The sequence below is a fragment of the Roseateles sp. FW301-B2 genome, from assembly GCF_058788955.1.
Genome location: NZ_JBYTBE010000001.1, coordinates 228,361 through 245,489, shown reverse-complemented (window position 1 = coordinate 245,489; position 17,129 = coordinate 228,361). Strand labels below are relative to the sequence as shown.

Annotated in this window: 13 protein-coding genes; 4 read left to right on the top strand and 9 right to left on the bottom strand. The window is 62.3% G+C overall.

Going from position 1 to position 17,129, the window contains the following annotated elements:
• Positions 1 to 19: 19 nt before the first annotated feature.
• Positions 20 to 1,228: a hypothetical protein gene (locus AC3WQY_RS01035; RefSeq protein ID WP_492705084.1), complete on the bottom strand. Its 1,209-nt coding sequence runs from the start codon at positions 1,226 to 1,228 to the stop codon at positions 20 to 22.
• Positions 1,221 to 2,345 (bottom strand): hypothetical protein, encoded by a 1,125-nt coding sequence (locus AC3WQY_RS01030; protein WP_492705082.1) that lies wholly within the window; start codon positions 2,343 to 2,345, stop codon positions 1,221 to 1,223. The genes AC3WQY_RS01035 and AC3WQY_RS01030 overlap by 8 nt, the downstream gene beginning before the upstream one ends.
• Before the next feature lie 575 nt (positions 2,346 to 2,920).
• Here AC3WQY_RS01030 and AC3WQY_RS01025 point away from each other — a divergent pair.
• Positions 2,921 to 3,787 carry a hypothetical protein gene (locus AC3WQY_RS01025; RefSeq protein WP_492705080.1) on the top strand — a complete coding sequence of 289 codons (867 nt, stop codon included), beginning with the start codon at positions 2,921 to 2,923 and terminating at the stop codon, positions 3,785 to 3,787.
• A gap of 254 nt (positions 3,788 to 4,041) precedes the next feature.
• Here the strand turns inward: AC3WQY_RS01025 and AC3WQY_RS01020 are convergent, their stop codons facing one another.
• The 7 genes from AC3WQY_RS01020 to AC3WQY_RS00990 all read right to left on the bottom strand — a co-directional run bounded on the left by AC3WQY_RS01020 (position 4,042) and on the right by AC3WQY_RS00990 (position 9,621).
• Positions 4,042 to 4,440, bottom strand: coding sequence for a hypothetical protein (locus AC3WQY_RS01020; protein ID WP_492705078.1), 399 nt, complete (start codon positions 4,438 to 4,440; stop codon positions 4,042 to 4,044).
• Positions 4,441 to 5,097: 657 nt separating this feature from the next.
• Positions 5,098 to 5,619, bottom strand: coding sequence for an aspartate carbamoyltransferase (locus tag AC3WQY_RS01015; RefSeq protein ID WP_492705076.1), 522 nt, complete (start codon positions 5,617 to 5,619; stop codon positions 5,098 to 5,100).
• Positions 5,620 to 5,648: 29 nt separating this feature from the next.
• On the bottom strand, positions 5,649 to 6,929 hold the full coding sequence (locus AC3WQY_RS01010) for an MFS transporter (RefSeq protein ID WP_492705074.1): 1,281 nt from the start codon (positions 6,927 to 6,929) through the stop codon (positions 5,649 to 5,651).
• 4 nt (positions 6,930 to 6,933) lie between these two features.
• Positions 6,934 to 7,689: an MBL fold metallo-hydrolase gene (locus AC3WQY_RS01005; RefSeq protein ID WP_492705073.1), complete on the bottom strand. Its 756-nt coding sequence runs from the start codon at positions 7,687 to 7,689 to the stop codon at positions 6,934 to 6,936.
• 14 nt (positions 7,690 to 7,703) lie between these two features.
• Positions 7,704 to 8,054, bottom strand: coding sequence for a DsrE/DsrF/TusD sulfur relay family protein (locus AC3WQY_RS01000; RefSeq protein ID WP_492705072.1), 351 nt, complete (start codon positions 8,052 to 8,054; stop codon positions 7,704 to 7,706).
• A gap of 11 nt (positions 8,055 to 8,065) precedes the next feature.
• Complete coding sequence (locus AC3WQY_RS00995) at positions 8,066 to 8,719, bottom strand: ArsR/SmtB family transcription factor (RefSeq protein WP_492705071.1); 654 nt, start codon at positions 8,717 to 8,719, stop codon at positions 8,066 to 8,068.
• A gap of 257 nt (positions 8,720 to 8,976) precedes the next feature.
• A complete protein-coding gene (locus tag AC3WQY_RS00990) occupies positions 8,977 to 9,621 on the bottom strand; it encodes a hypothetical protein (protein WP_492705070.1) in 645 nt (214 codons plus the stop codon).
• Between the two features lie 157 nt (positions 9,622 to 9,778).
• On the opposite strand from AC3WQY_RS00990, the gene trfA reads away from it, so the two are divergent.
• From trfA to AC3WQY_RS00975, 3 genes are all read left to right on the top strand, one after another.
• Positions 9,779 to 11,050, top strand: a complete 1,272-nt coding sequence (trfA, locus tag AC3WQY_RS00985; protein ID WP_492705069.1) for a plasmid replication initiator TrfA — start codon at positions 9,779 to 9,781, stop codon at positions 11,048 to 11,050.
• 536 nt (positions 11,051 to 11,586) lie between these two features.
• A complete protein-coding gene (locus tag AC3WQY_RS00980; RefSeq protein ID WP_492705067.1) occupies positions 11,587 to 11,778 on the top strand; it encodes a type II toxin-antitoxin system antitoxin in 192 nt (63 codons plus the stop codon).
• Between the two features lie 12 nt (positions 11,779 to 11,790).
• Positions 11,791 to 17,124 carry a DEAD/DEAH box helicase gene (locus tag AC3WQY_RS00975; RefSeq protein ID WP_492705065.1) on the top strand — a complete coding sequence of 1,778 codons (5,334 nt, stop codon included), beginning with the start codon at positions 11,791 to 11,793 and terminating at the stop codon, positions 17,122 to 17,124.
• Positions 17,125 to 17,129 lie beyond the last annotated feature (5 nt).

Below are 17,129 nucleotides of genomic sequence, written 5' to 3'. Positions count from 1 at the left end.
CCGGCTGGCCCCAACTAGGTCAGAGCCCCAGCCGCCGCTCCCGCGTGGCGATGGATGCGACGGACTCCATTCGTATTCCGGTCAAGCGGTGCTCCGCATCCTGCGTCAGCTCGACGAGCCACACCCGCTCGCCCAGCCGTTCGAGGTCAAAGTCAGGCGTGAGTCTGGCATGCTTCTGAAGCATGGCCTGCACGTCGGCCCGCGCCCGCCAGTGCTCATAAGCATCGAGCAACTTGGCGCGCAGGTCGGTGTGGGGATGGTTGCGCGTGACCAGAGCGACCTTCATGACCAGGCCGCGCTCAAGTGTGGCGTCGAGCATCCGGCCCAGATAGAACACGGCGTTGAACGATTTGGCCTGAGTGACGCTGTCTTTCTTGCTGGCCTCGATTTCAACCCACTCGATGTCACCAAACACATGCGGCGGCCGCGACTTGGGGTGGTGGCCGGTAGCCTCCAGATACCGGCTCCGTTCGGGCTGCTCGTCCAATAGAAGCGCATCAGGCCTGCGCGTGAAATGCCTGCGCTCGACCTGTGCGCCGGTGATGCCCGCCCGCCGAAGCTCGTCGGGCGACAGACTGAGCTCGCCCGACATCGCCCTGAGTTGCTCCTGCACCGTGGCCAACTTGGTGCCCGCATCGGCCGGCACCGGCTGCCTGGCCAGCCCGGAGCGGATAGCGTACTCACCCCAGACCCGCAGCGAAGGCTGCATGAGGCGGCGCGCGATGATGTACTGCTGCTCAAGCAGCCGGTGTTGGTCCTGCACGGAGCCGACGTGACTCATGTTGTCGATGTTCTGCCGCCCGCGGACTCGATACCCAGCATCGAGAACGTATCGCGCACCGGTGCGCGTGAGCCAGTAATAGCGGCCGGCCAGATGGTCGGAGGTCGTACGCGCGACGGTGTCCACTGCCAGCAACTTCCGTTCAACCAGTCGTTGCAACCGGCGCCGGGTGGCATGCACCGCGCTGTTACTCGTCACCAGCCCCTGGCCGTTGCTGGCCGGGTACACGACGGCGAACTCGTCGGCATAGCCTTGCGTCCCAGCGACCGGGTCCAGCCGGCCGCGAAAGAAGAGCGCAAGCTCGGACTCGCGCATTGAGCCCAGTACCCCTACTGCCTGCAGCAGCGCGAGGTCGGCGGCGCAGTCATCATCGAAGAGCCAGGGCTGAACGAGTTCAAGAAGTTCCCGGGCATTCGGCATGAGCGGCGACAGCATGTGGTCAAGCACGATGGCGCTCCATCAACGCGCGCAGCTGTGCCGCATGGGCCTTGAGCGAGACGAAGAACGCGACCAGCTTCTCCACTTTGTAGTGCCCGTCAGTAGTCCAAAAGAGCTCCTTCTCGGATGCTTTCACGATGGCACGCGCCAGGCGGGTGTCGGTCAACGCAAGACTTTCCTCGGCTGGCATGCGACGGCCTATCACCTCAATGTTGATGGAGCGACCGAGCAGCAGCGAGGCCGCCTTGGCGAGCTGGCGGTAGTGGGCGACGCTGGCTGCATTCGACGAGCCGGGCCGGTCGGCCGCGTAGGTGTAGGTCACTCGGCCATCCGCATCGACGGCGCACCAGAGGTTGGCAAGGCAAGTCAGCACAGCGCGCTCTAGCGGGTCCATATTCCGTCGGCGATTGACGTCGGCCGCCAGCGCTGCGGGGCCGACGAAGGTCAAGTCCGGGTTGGCCCGGTGCAGCGTAAGGCAGTGTTCGAACACCAACGCGCGCTTGGTCATGTCGCTGGCCGTGGTCAGCGACTTCGAAGTGTCCGGCAGCGAGAGGTCGAAGTTCAGCTTCATGTACCTCAGCCCTGCCGCGTTGAGGTAGTAGTAGAAGCAGTTGCCCACCCGCTTTCTGCCGAGCGTGGGCGTTACCGGTCGATGACCTTCGGTGGCCAGACGCTGCGCGCGGCTTCCGGCACGAGCTTGCGCGCATAGCCGCAGGGTCAGGGCCTGGGCTTGACGGTGTCGAGCCCCCGTCGTGGCGAGCTTCCTGAAGACCCATTCGCCCAGCTGCCGGGTGCTCATCAGCCCGAAATGTCCCACGGCAAAGGTGGCAGCCCACTCGTAGTCCTGCGCCCTGTCCCAGGTCGAGATGCCCTTGGCGCGGAATTTCGCAAGCGGTGCTGCAGAAGCTACTTTGCACTTGCGCGGCGTGGCAGCGTGCAACCGCGCGCTGCGATTTTCTGTAGTTGCATCGTCGTCCGGTGTGCGATTGCTCGGCGACACTGATTCAGTCGCAACATCAGTGTTTGCAACCGGATTCACGTGGTCGGCCGCTACCGCGGCCTCTGGCTCGGGCTGCTGGGTTTGGGCCCGCTGGGGCCGCGCTGTGTTTAAAGTTTTTTTGGTCATCTGGTCTCCGAAAGCACTCGCTTTCGGACGTATAGGCACTGCGAGTGCACCGTCGATGGCCACACGCGTGCTTGGTTCCGCCGGAACCCGCGACACGCCTATGGGGACGACCCGGCCGGGGAGTCAGCGCTCCGCGCTACCAGCCCCGACCGCCTCATTCACGTCCCGCGAACTCGGCGGTCGGCACTGCCGCCGGGTCGTCCCCATGGAGCCGGGCTAACCGCCCAGCTCCGTCGGTCCGGCTCGCCGCCGGCCTGGCACGCTTCCGCGGCCACCCCTCCGGGGCTCTGGCAAACGCTTCGAGAAGGGCCGCGCTGGTCGCCCCGTGCTTCCGCAAGCGGCGACAGAGCCGTCTTGGCGTCCGCCAATTCGGCATCGCCGGCAGTTCATCTCTCTGAACGCCAGCGGATGGCAAAGGGGCCCGAGGTCGATACCCCGGCCACACCTGCAAGGCGCATCAGGCTGCAGTACCGCGCCGCCGTGGAAGCAACCGCCACGTCGCCCCTCGGGCATCGACGCGATGGATAAAACGGCAGTTGCTATACGAAGTCATTGCAACCAACCCGAACGAATCAATGACTTCCACGAAGACAAGCACCAACGCTTCTACGAATGCCCGCAAGCCTCTGCACATTGAGGTACATCAGCGCTTGCAGCCGGGCGTCGGACCAGGACCCATTCATGTGGTCAAGAAAATGCTCCACGACGTCAAGGTAGGTTCGACGGTCAAGAAAGTTCGAGTGCCTGTGTATCTCGACCACACGCTGCCGGCCGGGACCGGCACATTGACAGCCAGCGACAGGCAGGCCTTTTCGAGGGAGGGCCTGTCCGCCCAGGAAATCGCCCAGGTCGAGGCCAAGCTGCCGGAGAAGAAGCTGAAGAGCGATGCCCATCAAGCGGCGTTTGACGAAGCAAGGCCGGCGCGGCTTCGGGAGAAGCTCGCTGACCGCCTCATCGCCGAGTTCAAGGCGGACCCAGCGCTAGCAGCGGCAGTGATGGCCGGGCTCGGCATCCAACGGCAGCCTGGTGAGGCTTCGGCGGCGCAGGCCGCTGCCACAGAACCGGTGCTGTCGTTGAGCAAGAAGGTCTCCAATCTGCTTGCGCTCATAGATGACGTCAAGCGCGATGTCGCTGCGCACAAAGCAGCGGCGAGGGCCAACAAGCGTTTTGATAAAGACAAGCTTGCAAAGATATTGAACACGGTCGGCGAGCTCGATTGGAAGATGTGTTGGTTCGCCATGAGCGACCTGGTTGACGAGTTCGTCGCAACGCCTTTCGCTCGCCCCAAGATTTGGGCCAGCGACATTGAGTTGCTGAGCCAAGCTGTCGCTCGTGGATACAAGGCAAGGAAGCGAGAGGCTGGGGGGGAGGAGCCTCCGGCGGAGACATTCCTAATGTCTTTTCAATCGACCAGCAAGGCGCAGATTTCGGAGGGGGCCTAGGCCTGCCCCGGTTTTCCCCACTGCAGCCAGAAATTACGGATTTAACGCACCGTAATCCGGCCTCGCGTGGGTCACTGCCCTGCGGGCACTTCGCGAGCGGACAAATCACCCAAAACCGCTGCTAAGTCATTGTCCCAGTTGGTTTTCCATCATGTACGCGCAAATTTGCGCGTACATGATGGAAAGTGTTTTGCGACAACAACTTAGATGCAATTTCGGCCGACACAGGCGCGGCCCAGCCGTCAAGCAGTTGCTCAACCGCTTGAACGCTCAAAATCGTCGTCGTTCCCGACATTTGGCATGTTCGCCAGGGCTTGGACCGAGGCGAAGCGCTTCAACTGCGGAGCACCCTGCATGCCTACACGTAGGTACTTCATCGCGATGAGATTCTTGGCGTCGCCACTGAGAAATGCTTCTCTTCGCAGCTGGCTATCTATCCGCGCATCAATCCAAACTGTGCGAACGACTGGCGGATGCCCGCTGGCAGTAGGCGCGACGTTTTCGACGCAATCGCCGGGCGAGCGCATTCCCGCGACGAGCCAACGTCGAAAGAGCTCAAAGCGGAAGCGGTAGCCCTCGTCACAGGCGCAAATGGCGTCGTCGAGGTCCCTGTCAACATAGAACGTCCGCAGGACCAAATTACCGGCAACCAAGCTGGACTCCCCGTTGAAACGGCCTGTGTACGTGACACCTCGGGTGTCGGTCAAGCTGCGGGCAATGTCCGACGAGCACACTCAGTTCGGTGACAAATACAAGGTGTAAACCTCCACGGCGCCAGTGCCCCGCAGGCGGAACTCAAACGCAAAGCCTTCCGGACGCTACTAAGTCGTTGCCTCCATTAACTTTCCACCAATCACGCGTAAATTCGCGCGTGATTGGTGGAAATTGGGCGCATCAGAAAACGTTGGTCACGGTCGTCCAGCATGCCGGTGGGCAACCCGCGCAAACAGGAACGACCTGTACCGTCGCTACATCCTGGTGGGCATTCGTGTCGAAGCGCAAAGCAAGAAGCTTCTGCGGGCCGAGCCGAACATGACACGCCGCATCGAGTGTCCGGCGACCGCTGTCTAAACTTGCAGGCCACAAATTCGTCCGCGCCTTGCAGCATTGCGATGGAATGCTGAATTTTGGGCGAAGTATCTGGCACATGTTGCTCGCCGCACAAACTCGGCGCAGCTTTGCTTCGGGCACCGGGACTCTCGGACGATGCCGGCCAAGCATTTCGTGTGGCGTTAACCGCTTTACCGGTGATGCAGCCAGGATTGCTCGCGCAAAACGACGTGTGGTCGTCCTTGGCAAGGGCTTGGAAGCTACTGCTTCATCATTGCGTCGTGGTCGTGATGGTGCTGATGCCCGGCCATCGCATCGGTGCCATGGTCGGCCAGTTGTGCGTCAAACCAGCGGTGCAATGCGGTAACCAGCTTTGGGTCAGAGGTGCGGTAAGTCAGCTCCGCGCCGGCGGCCACTTCCTTGTAGTCGATGGCAACCTGTCCCGGCTTCGCCGCCTTGAGGTCCGCAAGTCCTGGCATCTCGGTGCCATGGATATGGGTCGGGCCCGAGAAGTCGCCCTTCAGGAACTGGGACTGAATTTGACGCAGGTGCTCACGTACGAGCTTGACCTGCCGTGTGTCCGATGCGCTCCGGGCGACCACCCGCTGGATTCCGCCATCGGCGGTCTTCGTGAAGATGTGGGTCGTCGCCTTGAGGCTGAAAGGCATCACATCGGCGCCGAGCTTGGCAACTTCGGCTTGACGCTGGGCGTCCGCCGAGTAGGCCACTGGTGTGAGCAATGCGAGTGCAACAAGTACCAGGCTTACGGGGGCAGCTTTCATATCTGTGCTCCAGAGGGGTGGAAGGGCCGTCAAGCCGCAGGATTGAGTCGAGGATGGGTCTCCTCACCCCAGACATAGAGCGCAGCCCCAGACAGCAGCATGGCCACTGCCACGAACCAGAATGCGCTCTCCAGTCGTCCGCCGAGAGCTGCAGCAGCGCCAAGGCCCAGCGCACCGATGCCGTAGCCGAGGTCACGCCAGAAGCGATAGATGCCAATGGCCGAAGCGCGCCAACTCGGATGGGCGATATCCGCGACCGCAGCGCTGAGGTTTGGATAGAGCATGGCCATTCCGAGACCGGAGATGGCCGCCGCGACGCTCCACCACGCCGCCCCTTCGCCCAACGGCATCAGGGCTACGCCGGCGCCGCAAATCCACATTCCCCACGAATTGAGCAGATGTCGGCCAAGTCGGTCCGACAGCTTCCCCGTGAAGAACTGCGCTGCTCCCCATGTAAAGCCGTAGACGCCCACAATCCAGCCAATGCCTGGCAGGCTCGTGCCGCGCTGATGCAGGTACACAGGCCAGAAGGCCCATACCAACGCATCGACGAATTTCTCGACCAGCCCGGCCTGGCACAGCGCCGCCATACGGCGGTCGCGCCAACTCATGAGGGCGAACATCTCGCCGGTCGAAGGTTGAGTGCCAACGTTCGTCGGATAGCGAGGCCTCAGGGCTTGGGCCGTGGAACTGGCATGACGTTTGACCTCATCCTGAGCCCAGGGGAGCGATTCAATGATGGACAGCCATGCCAGCAGAGTCGCCAGCCCGATGATGACAGCACCGAACCAGAGCAAGCCTTGGCGAGGGCCTAGCGTCGAAGCCAGGTAGCCGGTCATGACGCCTGCCAACGCCACGCCAACGTAACCGGAGAACTCGTTCAGACCGATGACCAGCCCTCGCTGGTCCGCGCGAGTGAAGTCGAGTTTGGCCGTCTGCGTCATCGACCACGTCAGGCCCTGATTGATGCCGAGCAGGACCGTGGCGAACACCACCCATGACCAGTTTGGCGCGAAGTAAACGAGCGGCGGGATGGGCAGTGCGACCAGCCATCCCAGCAGCAGAACACGCTTGCGACCCATCCGTTCGGCCATGCGTCCGGCGATGAAGTTCATCGCGCCCTTGACAAAGCCGAAGGCCACGACGAAAGCTACCAGAAGCATGAACGAGCCACGCGGCACACCGAACTCGGATTCGGCCAGTGCAGGCACGACGTTGCGCATCATTCCGAGGGTCATGCCAACGAACAGCACCTGCAGCAGCTGCTGCAGGAACTGAACAAAGTTGACGCGGATGCCGAAGTGCCTCATCGACTCATGTCCTCACGGCAACCGGCGCCAGGCCGCGAAGATTGGCTTCGACGATGCGCGCCATGTCGGCGGGCTGCGGCGGAATGTCGGCCGTCAACGTGTCGACGAAGGCATCCTTCGACATCGACAGCATCGCGTTGAACCGCCTTTCAAAGCCTATGGTGGACGCAGGCTTGCCTGACAGGCCTGCACCACAGGAGCTTCCTGCCTGGTGACCGGGGTAGATTTCGAGCTCGCCAGGAAGGGTCAACAGCCGAGTCTGCAGCGAGTCGTACAGCTGTTCGGACATCTCACGCTCTCGCCCGGCGAGGTCGGGGCGGCCGACGGCACCGACGAACAACGTGTCCCCGGTGACGACGAACCAGGGTTCGTCACCGCGGCGCAGGTCCCGCACCAACAAACACACGCTGTCCGGCGTGTGTCCGGGCGTGTGGACGACGTCCACCAGCACGTTGCCCGCCTCCAGGCGCTGGCCGTCGCGCAGCGGCGAGAAGTCGAAGCTCACCCGCCCCTGGTTGCTCTCGTGAAGGTAGTACGGCGCGCCAACCCGCTGTGCCAGTTCCGGGCCGCCCGAGTAATGGTCCGCATGAACGTGCGTGTCGATGACGTGAACGATTTGGGCGCCAGCTCGTTGCGCTTCCTCGACGAACCAGTCCTCATCGCCTGCCACGACATCGACAGCAATGGCCATCTGCTTGCCGGCACAGCCAAACAGGTAAGAGAGCGTGGCGTTGGAGGCCGGGCGCTGACGGAAGAACATGGCAATCTCCTGCTTCAGAACACCAGGACCTTGTCGGCCCATGCTGTCCATTGGGTGAGTTCGTCGAGGGTGCTTCGGTGCGCTCCCGCAATGAGGTCGTCCACCGAGATGCCGCGGGCATCCATGCATGTGCCACAGACGCCAACCGCGCCGTTGTGGTTCACAACGGAGCCAAGCATCACTTCGAGGTTGTAGAAGCCACTTGGCACCTTTTGCTTGTTGTGCGCAGCGGCCGCAGCGTCGCCGATGAGGAACACCTTGACCTCATCGCCGTCCTTCTTGGCCAAGGCACCGGCTAGGCGCGCTCCGTTGTATGTGCGCTCACTGCCATAGGGGGCGTCATTGAGAATGAGTAGCGTCTTCACATTGCCCTCCTTCAGCCGGCGACCGGAAGACCCCGCGCGCGCCACTCAGCGACGCCGTCGGTCAAGTGGAACGCTTGGTAGCCCTTCTTTCGGAGCAGTTCGACCGCGTCCTTGGCCATCAGGCAGAAGGGGCCGCGGCAGTAGGCAACCACTGGGACATCCATGGGCAGCTCGGCCAGACGCTTCTTGAGCTCGTCGACGGGCAGCGAGCGGGCGTGCGGCAGGTGGGCAACCGCGAACTCTTCCGGAGGGCGTACGTCGATAACGACAACCTCACCGGCTGCAGCACGGCGCAAGATGTCCGCGCGGTCGACCCCCTGAAGTTCATCTCCATGCTCAGCTAGGGAAGTCAACGCCAACTGAAGCTCGACCAAGCGCTCCTCGGCTTCGGTCCTCAGGGTCACCCAGAGGTCGGCCACACTGGTGCTGGCCAAGCGATAGAGGACGTACTTGCCCTCCTTGCGCGTATCAACCAGCCGGGCCAATCGGAGTTCTTTCAGGTGCGCACTGGCGAGCTTGACGCTGATTTCCGCCTGAGCGGCCAGCATCTCGACGGTCTTCTCGTTCTGGCACAGGAGCTCGATGAGTTCGAGCCGCTTCGGACTGGCGACTGCCTTGCCGATTCGCGCTACCTGCTCATAGAGATGGTTTTTGACTTCTCTCATACGTACAATCTAACGTTTATTGGATTGTATGGCAATCATTTTGCCTTCGTGTCGATAGACAACCTAACGCGATGAGTCTCGTAATTGCACAAGGCGCAGTGACTTGTGGACGCTGTCGCATGTGCAATATCCGAAGGTGCAGCCGAGGTTGCGTGAGCGATGTCGCGTGGGCGTGTCCGAAATGAAAAAAAGGGCACGCCGAAGCGCACCCCTCTTGAATTTTCCCCAGTGGCAGGACTGTGCCGATGGTCGCTCGTTCAGTGTAAGCGCCGCCTTACCACGGTCACGTCGGCCGACGTACCCCCTTCAACTTCTTCCTTGAGGTCTCGGGACACCAGTACCGTCATGGCCTCCTGCACCGCGACGCCTGGAACCAGCGACCGCACGCCGTTGAGCGGCTGCAGCACACGGCCGAGGTCGAGCAGCCCGCGGTGGTCACATGAATGGCCGTCTGCCTCTTTCATCAGCCTCTTCAGCAATGCTGGCGCGCGCACTCCGCCCGGTAGGTCCACGATGGTGACCTTCTGGGAGTCATCGTTGTCGAGCCAGAGACGGAGGCGACCGCGCGTGGAGCAGTCGGACAGGTACTTCTGTACGCCCTCGTCGGCAAGTGGCATGACCAATCGCATCTGAGCAGTTCCGGCCTGCACGACAAGCAGTGCAATTCGGCTAGTGCCGTCATGCGCCTCAAGCACATCGAGTTGCTGCTTCATGCGCGCCTCCGCCGTGCCCGGGGCGGCGAACGCATCGGCGATGCCTGACGGTGTCCAAATGGACAAGCAATAGCCCGCCAGGTCGATTCCTTCAGTCGCGATGCCTGCATCCCTGCAAATGGATTCGGGGTCGAGCACGCTGCCGATGCGCAGCGCTGTGCTGGGGTCAATTTCGTCGAATGTGGACATAGGTTTCTAAAAATGGCCTTGGAACTACGTGTAGCGACGATGGGCGGTGGACCTGTAAAGCGCTTCTAACGACATACGGGCGCCAGCCTTTGACAGGCGCCTGCTGCCGAATAAACCTTCTGCGCTAGACGGAGGGTCATCAACTGCAGGACCAGTCATGTCGTCAAAGGTCTTGACGAGACCCGTCATAGAGCTCATCCCTGCCGAGGCCATCGTCGGCCCCGGCGCCACAGCGCATCCCTTTGAGGTGGCCTGCAACGCCACCGCGTGTCCAGTCACGGCATCGGACGCTGCCGCTGTTGTCCCTCAACGGCGGCGAATGGGCCTATCCAAGAGTCGGCTCAGCGTCCTACAAGAAGGACTGGCGGCGCCGGTGCAGACCCCGCAGAACTCTGGCGGTCCGGCCATGGCGGCAGGCTCGCGGCCGTCAGAGGCATTCCCCACAACGCGTTTGCTCGACCCGAGTCATGACCAGGAGCGCGACCTGCGGTTGCCCAGGGAAATGGAGATTGATGGACAGCAGCGGCACCTCAAGGGCCTGGAATTCGAGCTGTGCTCAAGGGAGGGGGACGCCAACGAGGTTTTGCAGGGAATTCAGCAAATTACATCGCAGCTGAAATTGATGAAGGCGGCGTTTGACAGGGACTTCATCCCCAAGCATTCACAGTTCCAGCTCATCAGTCCGAGCAAATTCTTCTGCGGGAGGCTCTTTCACGTAAGAAATCGCGCAGCACCGCGAGCGCCACATCTGGAGTTCCTTCTCGATGCGAAGGCCCCCAACGGGCCGCGCTATGTCGGGCCGGAACTGCGTCAAAGTGATGGGCTGGTCTTCATGGCGCTGCTGAACCTGTGCCGCGACTACCGCGTTGGCAAGCAAGCTTGTTTTGACGTGGCCAGCATGACCAATGCGCTATGGGGCGCGTACAACGGCCGAGTGCGCATGCTCCTGAAGCAGACCATCCAGCGCCTGCAGCGCGCGACCATCGAATTCTCCGGATTCACAGTGCAGTTGGTTCAACGTTTCGAACACCCTCAGCAAGGCGAATGGTCCGTGGCGCTCGACCGGCAAATCGTGCAGCTCTTTCACGACCAGGGCAAAACCTGGCTGGACCTCCATCTCTGGAAGAGGCTTCCCGAGGGGCTGACCACCTGGCTCTATGGCTATGTGCGTAGCCAGACGACCCTTATTCCTTGGCGTATCGACGACTTGCGGGCGCGCTGCGGCTCCGAGGCGAATGACAAAACATTCCGGGAGATGCTGAGCAAGTCGCTAATGCATCTTGGCGAAGAGGGAATCATTGACAAGGGTTGGTCGCTCAAGGGCCAGTTGGTTCGCTGGCGCAAGCTCAAGCGGCCGGGAACCAGCGCGGAGCAAGCTGAGTCAGCCGGCGGTGATGACACGCAAACGCAGCTTGACTTTGTTGACTAACGAATCTGGCACGACGACGTCGCGCCACCGGGGCGGCCGCTGGCAGGCGCCGCTGGCAAGAGCGCTTCAGAGCGGCGGACCGTCGAAACGACTTCCTGCTTTTTCCCAATAGTTCCATGACGGTTGACCGGCAAATCAGCACTTTGTTCCCGCAGATTCCCGCAATTTCCCATTTGCCGAACGAAAAACCACGCACAACCTTTCCCGCTGTTTCCTGCTTCCCATGACGGTTGACCGGCGTCAACGGGCCGCTAGCCCGCATGGATACTGGGTTCTTGGCGGTCCGTCTCCTAAGTTCTTTGGCAAAAGCCTTTCGGGCCACACAGCCAGCTTCCGAACATCTGGCGTCCCATCTCCACTAACAGTTTCGCGACCGCAGTAGCGTTGAACAACGGCGACCAGAACGCTGACATTGGGTGAACGCCTTCCTCGTGGTGTACACCGGCCGGAAGCAGCGGTCTCTCTCGGGAATTCCTTGAGGCGCCGCTTTGCATCTGCGTTACATTGCTGGCGGGCATAGCGCCAGGAGAACTTGAATGGAGCGCAGAACCGAAACACTCAACCTGCGGGTGACGTCGGAACTCAAGGAACTTGTTCGACTGGCAGCCGACCGAGAACACAGGAGCATCAGCAATCTCATTGAAGTTCTGGTCCGTGACTACTGCTCTAAGAACGACGTAAAGGTCGATTCCAACGCAGCCAAGGCATCGAAAAAGAGTGCCGGCTAAGGGAGGAACAAGGTGGACGTATTTCAGTTTCGCGAGCATCTCGTTGGCGAGTACGAGCAGTTCACGCGCAGTTTTACGCGCATCCGGTCCGATGACATCCGGGCCTTCGTCGACCGCGAGTACGACAGTCAGCGTTATTGGCCCGAGCCACTCATCCAAATCAACCCGAACTACCGGTCGGGTGGCACGGTCGATGAGCTTGTCCAAGCAGGGCAACTGAGTCCGGAGTGTTCCGACATCTTCCGTCTGAGCAAGTCGGCCAGCTCGGCTGGCGTGACGCTGCCACTGCACAAGCACCAGGCGGAGGCCATCAGCCTGGCTTTGGCAGGCGAAAGCTACGTCCTAACCACCGGCACAGGCTCCGGCAAGTCGCTCAGCTACTTCATCCCCGTCGTAGACGCCTGCCTCAAGGCGAAGAGAGCCGACCCGACGCCGCGCACGCGTGCCATCGTCATCTATCCGATGAACGCGCTGGCCAATTCACAGCTTGAGGAGCTCAAGAAGTTTCTGGGCTCGGACCCCGCAACACGAGCCGTCAGCTTTGGTCGATACACCGGCCAGGAATCGGACGAGGAGCGTCAGGCCATGGCCGCGACGCCGCCAGACATCCTGCTGACCAACTTCATGATGCTCGAACTGCTAATGACCCGGCAGAACGACATCGACAAGGCAGTGATGCGCAACGCCAAGGGCCTTCGCTTCCTGGTCCTCGACGAGCTGCACACTTATCGCGGCCGCCAGGGTGCGGATGTCGCGCTGCTGGTGCGGCGAGTTCGCGAGGCGCTTTCCGACAAACTCATTTGCATCGGCACCTCGGCCACCATGGCCTCCGAGGGCACGCAGATGGAGCGCAATGCTGTCGTCGCCAACGTGGCTCGGCGCTTGTTCGGCACGCCCATCGCCGACCGAAACGTCATCACCGAGACGCTGCGTCGCACAACGCCCGAAAGCCAGACGCTCGAGACAGTCCAGAGTCAGCTCGGCCCGGCTATCCGCGCCGGCGTACCGATGGACCTGGGCTTCGAGGAGATGGCGGCTCATCCGATGTCGGTCTGGGTGGAGCTAACTCTGGGGCTGACCTACGAGAACGACAAGCCTCGCCGCGCCCGTCCGCGCACCCTGGCAGATGCATCACAGCTGCTGCACGAATCGTCCGGCGAATCCGTCGAGAGCTGCCTGGCCTATTTGCAGAAGTTCATGCTGCGCGCCTACGCGGTCACCGACGGCGCCGGCAAGAGCCTGTTCGCGTTCAAGTTGCACCAATTCATCGCCGGCGGCGGCAAGGTCTACACGACCCTGGAGACGCCCGGGCGACGGGCCATCACGCTGGACGGCCAGCAGTTTGTCTCTGGCGATGACGACCGCCAACGGCGGTACTACCACGTTCACTTCTGCCGCGACTGCGGCCAGGAGTACATACCTGTCTGGGACACCGATGGCCCTGAGGGCCGAGGTTTTGACGTTCGCAGCATCGACGAGCGGCAGCACGACGATGAGGCCGTCAAGTTCGGCTTCTTGATGCCCGACGGCAGTGGCTTGTGGGAGCCAGATGTTCTGGAACGCTACCCGGAGACGTGGCTTGAAGAGCGAGCCGATGGCGAGTGGCGCATCAAGTCGGGCCAGCGCAAGTTCATGCCGCAAGCTGTCATGGTCCGCCCTGACGGGGTCACGACGACTGACAAGGGACTGCCAGCTTGGTTCATCCCCGGCGCCTTCCGCTTTTGTCTGGCATGCGGGGTTTCGCACACCTCGTCCGGTAAGGACGCGCTGCGACTGACTTCGCTGTCTGGCGAGGGTCGGAGCTCAGCCACGACGATGCTCACGCTGTCGGCGCTGCGCTACCTGTACGAGCAGGACCAGCAGCTTTCCGCCGAAGCAAAGAAGGTCCTGGGCTTCTCCGACAACCGACAGGACGCTGCACTTCAGGCCGGCCATTTCAACGACTTCCTGCAGGTGCTGCTGACCCGTGCTGCCCTGCTGTCTGCCGTGCAAAAGGGGGGCGGCCAGGCGCTGTCAGAGCGCGAGGTTGCCAACGCGGTCTTTGAAGCACTTGGCTTCCACCGTGATGACCCGGCAGTGCGTGCCGAATACATGCAGCAGCCGGAGGTCAAGGGCAACACGCGCCGCCAGGTGCAGGAGGCCATGCGCGGCATCCTGGGTTACCGAACATACTTCGACCTTCGCCGCGGTTGGCGTTTCAACAACCCCAACCTCGAACAGCTGGGCCTGGTTCGCATTGGCTACCAGGATATCGACGACCTCGCGGCCGACGCGGCAGAGTGGTCCGAAGCACCCCAGGTTCTGCAGTCCGCGACTGCAGGTGAGCGCGCTGTGGTGCTACGCGCGTTGTTCGAGTTCATGCGGCAAGGGCTCTGCATCGCCACGCGCTACCTCGACCGCACCGAGCTCGAGCAGCTGCGCACGCAGAGCTACGCCAACCTCCGTGAGCCCTGGGGCTTCACCGAGGACGAACGGCCTGTACCCGCGCGTTGGTTCGTCACTTCGCGTCCACGCGAAGAAACCGACCGCCGCGGTCGTCGGTTGCAGCTGGAAGACTTCCTCGTCATCGGTTCCAGCCGCTCTCGCCTGGGCAAGCTGCTGCGCCAAGGCAGCACCTGGGGCGGTGGTAACCCGTACTACAAGCACATCAATGACCAGACCTACCCGGATGTCATCGCAGCATTGCTCAAGGCTGCCGAGTCCTATGGGCTGGTCAAGCGCGAAGAGACCGATGTAGGTCTCACCGGCTGGCAGCTCAACGGCACCGCGCTGCTATGGGAAGCTGGCTCAGGTCAGAGCCAGCGCCAGGCCGAAGACAACGAGTTCTTCCGCGCCCTGTACCGGAACATTGCTGGATTGCTGGCCAGCCCCATCCACCAGCTCTTCGACTTCGAAGCGCGAGAGCACACGGCCCAGGTCGAGCAGGATGACCGGCTGGAGCGCGAAGCCCGCTTCCGCTACACGGATAAAGACCGCGACGAGTGGCGCAAAAGGAATGGCACGGAGCTCGAATGGCTGCCGGTGCTGTTCTGCTCGCCGACCATGGAGCTGGGCGTCGACATCTCTTCGCTCAACACGGTCTACATGCGAAACGTGCCGCCCACGCCGGCCAACTACGCGCAACGCAGCGGCCGTGCCGGACGTGCCGGCCAGCCGGCCCTGGTCATCACTTACTGTGCGTCGCAAAGCCCGCACGACCAGTACTACTTCCGCGACCCAGTGCGCATGGTTCATGGCCAAGTCAACGCGCCGACGCTGGACCTGGCCAACCTGGAGCTGGTCAAGAGCCACATGCATGCCATCTGGCTCGCGGAAACGGGCAAGCGCCTAGGCAATAGCGTGCGCGACCTGCTCGACATGAACGAGCCCGAGAAGCTGCCGGTGACCGAGGACATGGCGGCCGACCTCGACAAGGCCGAAGCCAAGAAGCGAGCCCATCAGCGCGGCCTCAAGGTACTGGGCATGCTGTCCAGCGAGCTCACGACCAAGAACGCCCCTTGGTACACCGACCATTGGGCAGAGTCCGTCTTCAAGCGGGCCTACAACGAGTTCGACGGCGCACTACAGCGTTGGCGCGACCTGTACCGCGCCACGGCCCAGGCCATCGAGCTGAACTTCAAAATCGAGAACAACCCCGCCGCCAGTGAACGCGAGCGCCGCGAGGCCCAGCAACGTCATAACGAGGCCCGCAAACAGCGCGACCTGCTGCTGGCCGGTGACAGCGCCTTTAACTCGGACTTCTATACCTACCGCTACCTAGCAAGCCAAGGCTTCCTGCCGGGCTACAACTTCCCTCGGCTTCCGTTACTGGCTTACCTGCCCGCCCGACGAGGCTCCATCGGTCGCGAGAGCTTCCTGTCGCGGCCCCGCTTCCTCGCTTTGGGCGAGTTCGGCCCGTACAGCCTCATCTACCACGAGGGCAGTCAGTACCGCGTCACCAAGGCGCTGCTGACCATCACGGGCCAGGACCAGGTGAGCGAAGGCGCGAAACTGCCCACCGAGGTTGCCCGCCTCTGCCCTGCCTGCGGCTATGGCCATTTCAGGTCCCAGCGCGATGCCGACCGTTGCGTGTCCTGCGGCGCCTCGTTGTCGGGAGCTCAAGAGGTCAAGAACCTCTACCGAATCGAGAACGTCTCGACCAAGCGGGCCGAGCGCATCACGGCGAACGAAGAAGAGCGTGTACGCCAGGGCTACGAGATGCAGACCACGCTGCAGTTCGCCGAGGCCGAAGGCAAGCTGCAGATGGTCACCACGGTGGTCGAGGACGACCAGGGACCGTTGCTGGAGATGCAGTACGGTCCTGCCGCCACCGTCTGGCGCATGAACTTCGGCTGGCGTCGCCGCAAGGAAAAGTCCATCCAGGGCTTCATGATGAACCCTGTCACCGGCCACTGGGTCGGCGGTGTGGACGATGGCAATGGAGAGGCGGAGCCAGAAGGCGAAGCGCCGCCTGATAAGACGCCGCCACAGCGCATCGTTCCCTACGTTGAAGACCGGCGGAACATCCTCATCGTTCGTCCGCACCACCGTCTGGGTGTGCTTGAGGCCGAAACCCTGACCACGCTGCAGTACGCACTGAAGCGCGGCATCGAAGCGGTTTATCAGCTCGAGGAAAGCGAGCTGATGGCCGAGCCGCTTCCGACGCGCGACAACCGCCAGTCCATCCTGCTGTTCGAGGCAGCCGAGGGCGGCGCCGGCGTGCTGACCCGCCTGGCCACCGAACCCGAAGCGGTGTCTGCTGTCGCCGCCAAGGCTCTGGAGGTCTTGCACTTCCAGCAACCGCCCGCCGGACAGGCCTGGTCCCGCAAGACGCTGACCGAAGAGCTCGACCACGATGGCAAACCGCTGTGCGAAGCCGGGTGTTACCGCTGCCTGCTGTCGTACTACAACCAGCCCGACCACACTCTCATCGACCGCAAGGACAAGGACGCCGGCGGATTACTGCTGGACATTCTCTGCCGCTTGACGACGGCCCAGGCTCACCAGGGTACTCAAGGCCGCGCGCCGCAGGAGCACGACTCCGAGCTCGCACGCACCGCCGGCAGCACGCTGGAGCAAGCCTGGCTGGACCACGTCAACGAGCATGGCTACCGAAAGCCGGACCGCGGTCAGCATACGGTTCCCGGCGGCAATGCATGCGCTGACTTTTTTTACGATGACCTGAACCTTGCCGTCTTCATCGACGGGCCGCACCACGAAACCGAAACCCAGCGAGCCAAGGATTCGGCCATCGACCGCGTCCTCGATGAGCTGGGCTATCTGGTGGTGCGCTTCCCCAAAGAGCAAGCTCGCTGGCCAGACATCTTCAAGAACAACGCCGACCTCTTTGGTCCTGGCAAGCCCTGATTCGC

Bases quoted from the DNA above. Each gene is read 5' to 3' on its own strand.
- AC3WQY_RS01030 (WP_492705082.1), bottom strand. From the start codon at position 2,345: ATGACCAAAAAAACTTTAAACACAGCGCGGCCCCAGCGGGCCCAAACC.
- AC3WQY_RS01025 (WP_492705080.1), top strand. From the start codon at position 2,921: ATGACTTCCACGAAGACAAGCACCAACGCTTCTACGAATGCCCGCAAG.
- AC3WQY_RS01015 (WP_492705076.1), bottom strand. From the start codon at position 5,619: ATGAAAGCTGCCCCCGTAAGCCTGGTACTTGTTGCACTCGCATTGCTC.
- AC3WQY_RS01010 (WP_492705074.1), bottom strand. From the start codon at position 6,929: ATGAGGCACTTCGGCATCCGCGTCAACTTTGTTCAGTTCCTGCAGCAG.
- AC3WQY_RS01005 (WP_492705073.1), bottom strand. From the start codon at position 7,689: ATGTTCTTCCGTCAGCGCCCGGCCTCCAACGCCACGCTCTCTTACCTG.
- AC3WQY_RS00995 (WP_492705071.1), bottom strand. From the start codon at position 8,719: ATGAGAGAAGTCAAAAACCATCTCTATGAGCAGGTAGCGCGAATCGGC.
- AC3WQY_RS00990 (WP_492705070.1), bottom strand. From the start codon at position 9,621: ATGTCCACATTCGACGAAATTGACCCCAGCACAGCGCTGCGCATCGGC.
- trfA (WP_492705069.1), top strand. From the start codon at position 9,779: ATGTCGTCAAAGGTCTTGACGAGACCCGTCATAGAGCTCATCCCTGCC.
- AC3WQY_RS00980 (WP_492705067.1), top strand. From the start codon at position 11,587: ATGGAGCGCAGAACCGAAACACTCAACCTGCGGGTGACGTCGGAACTC.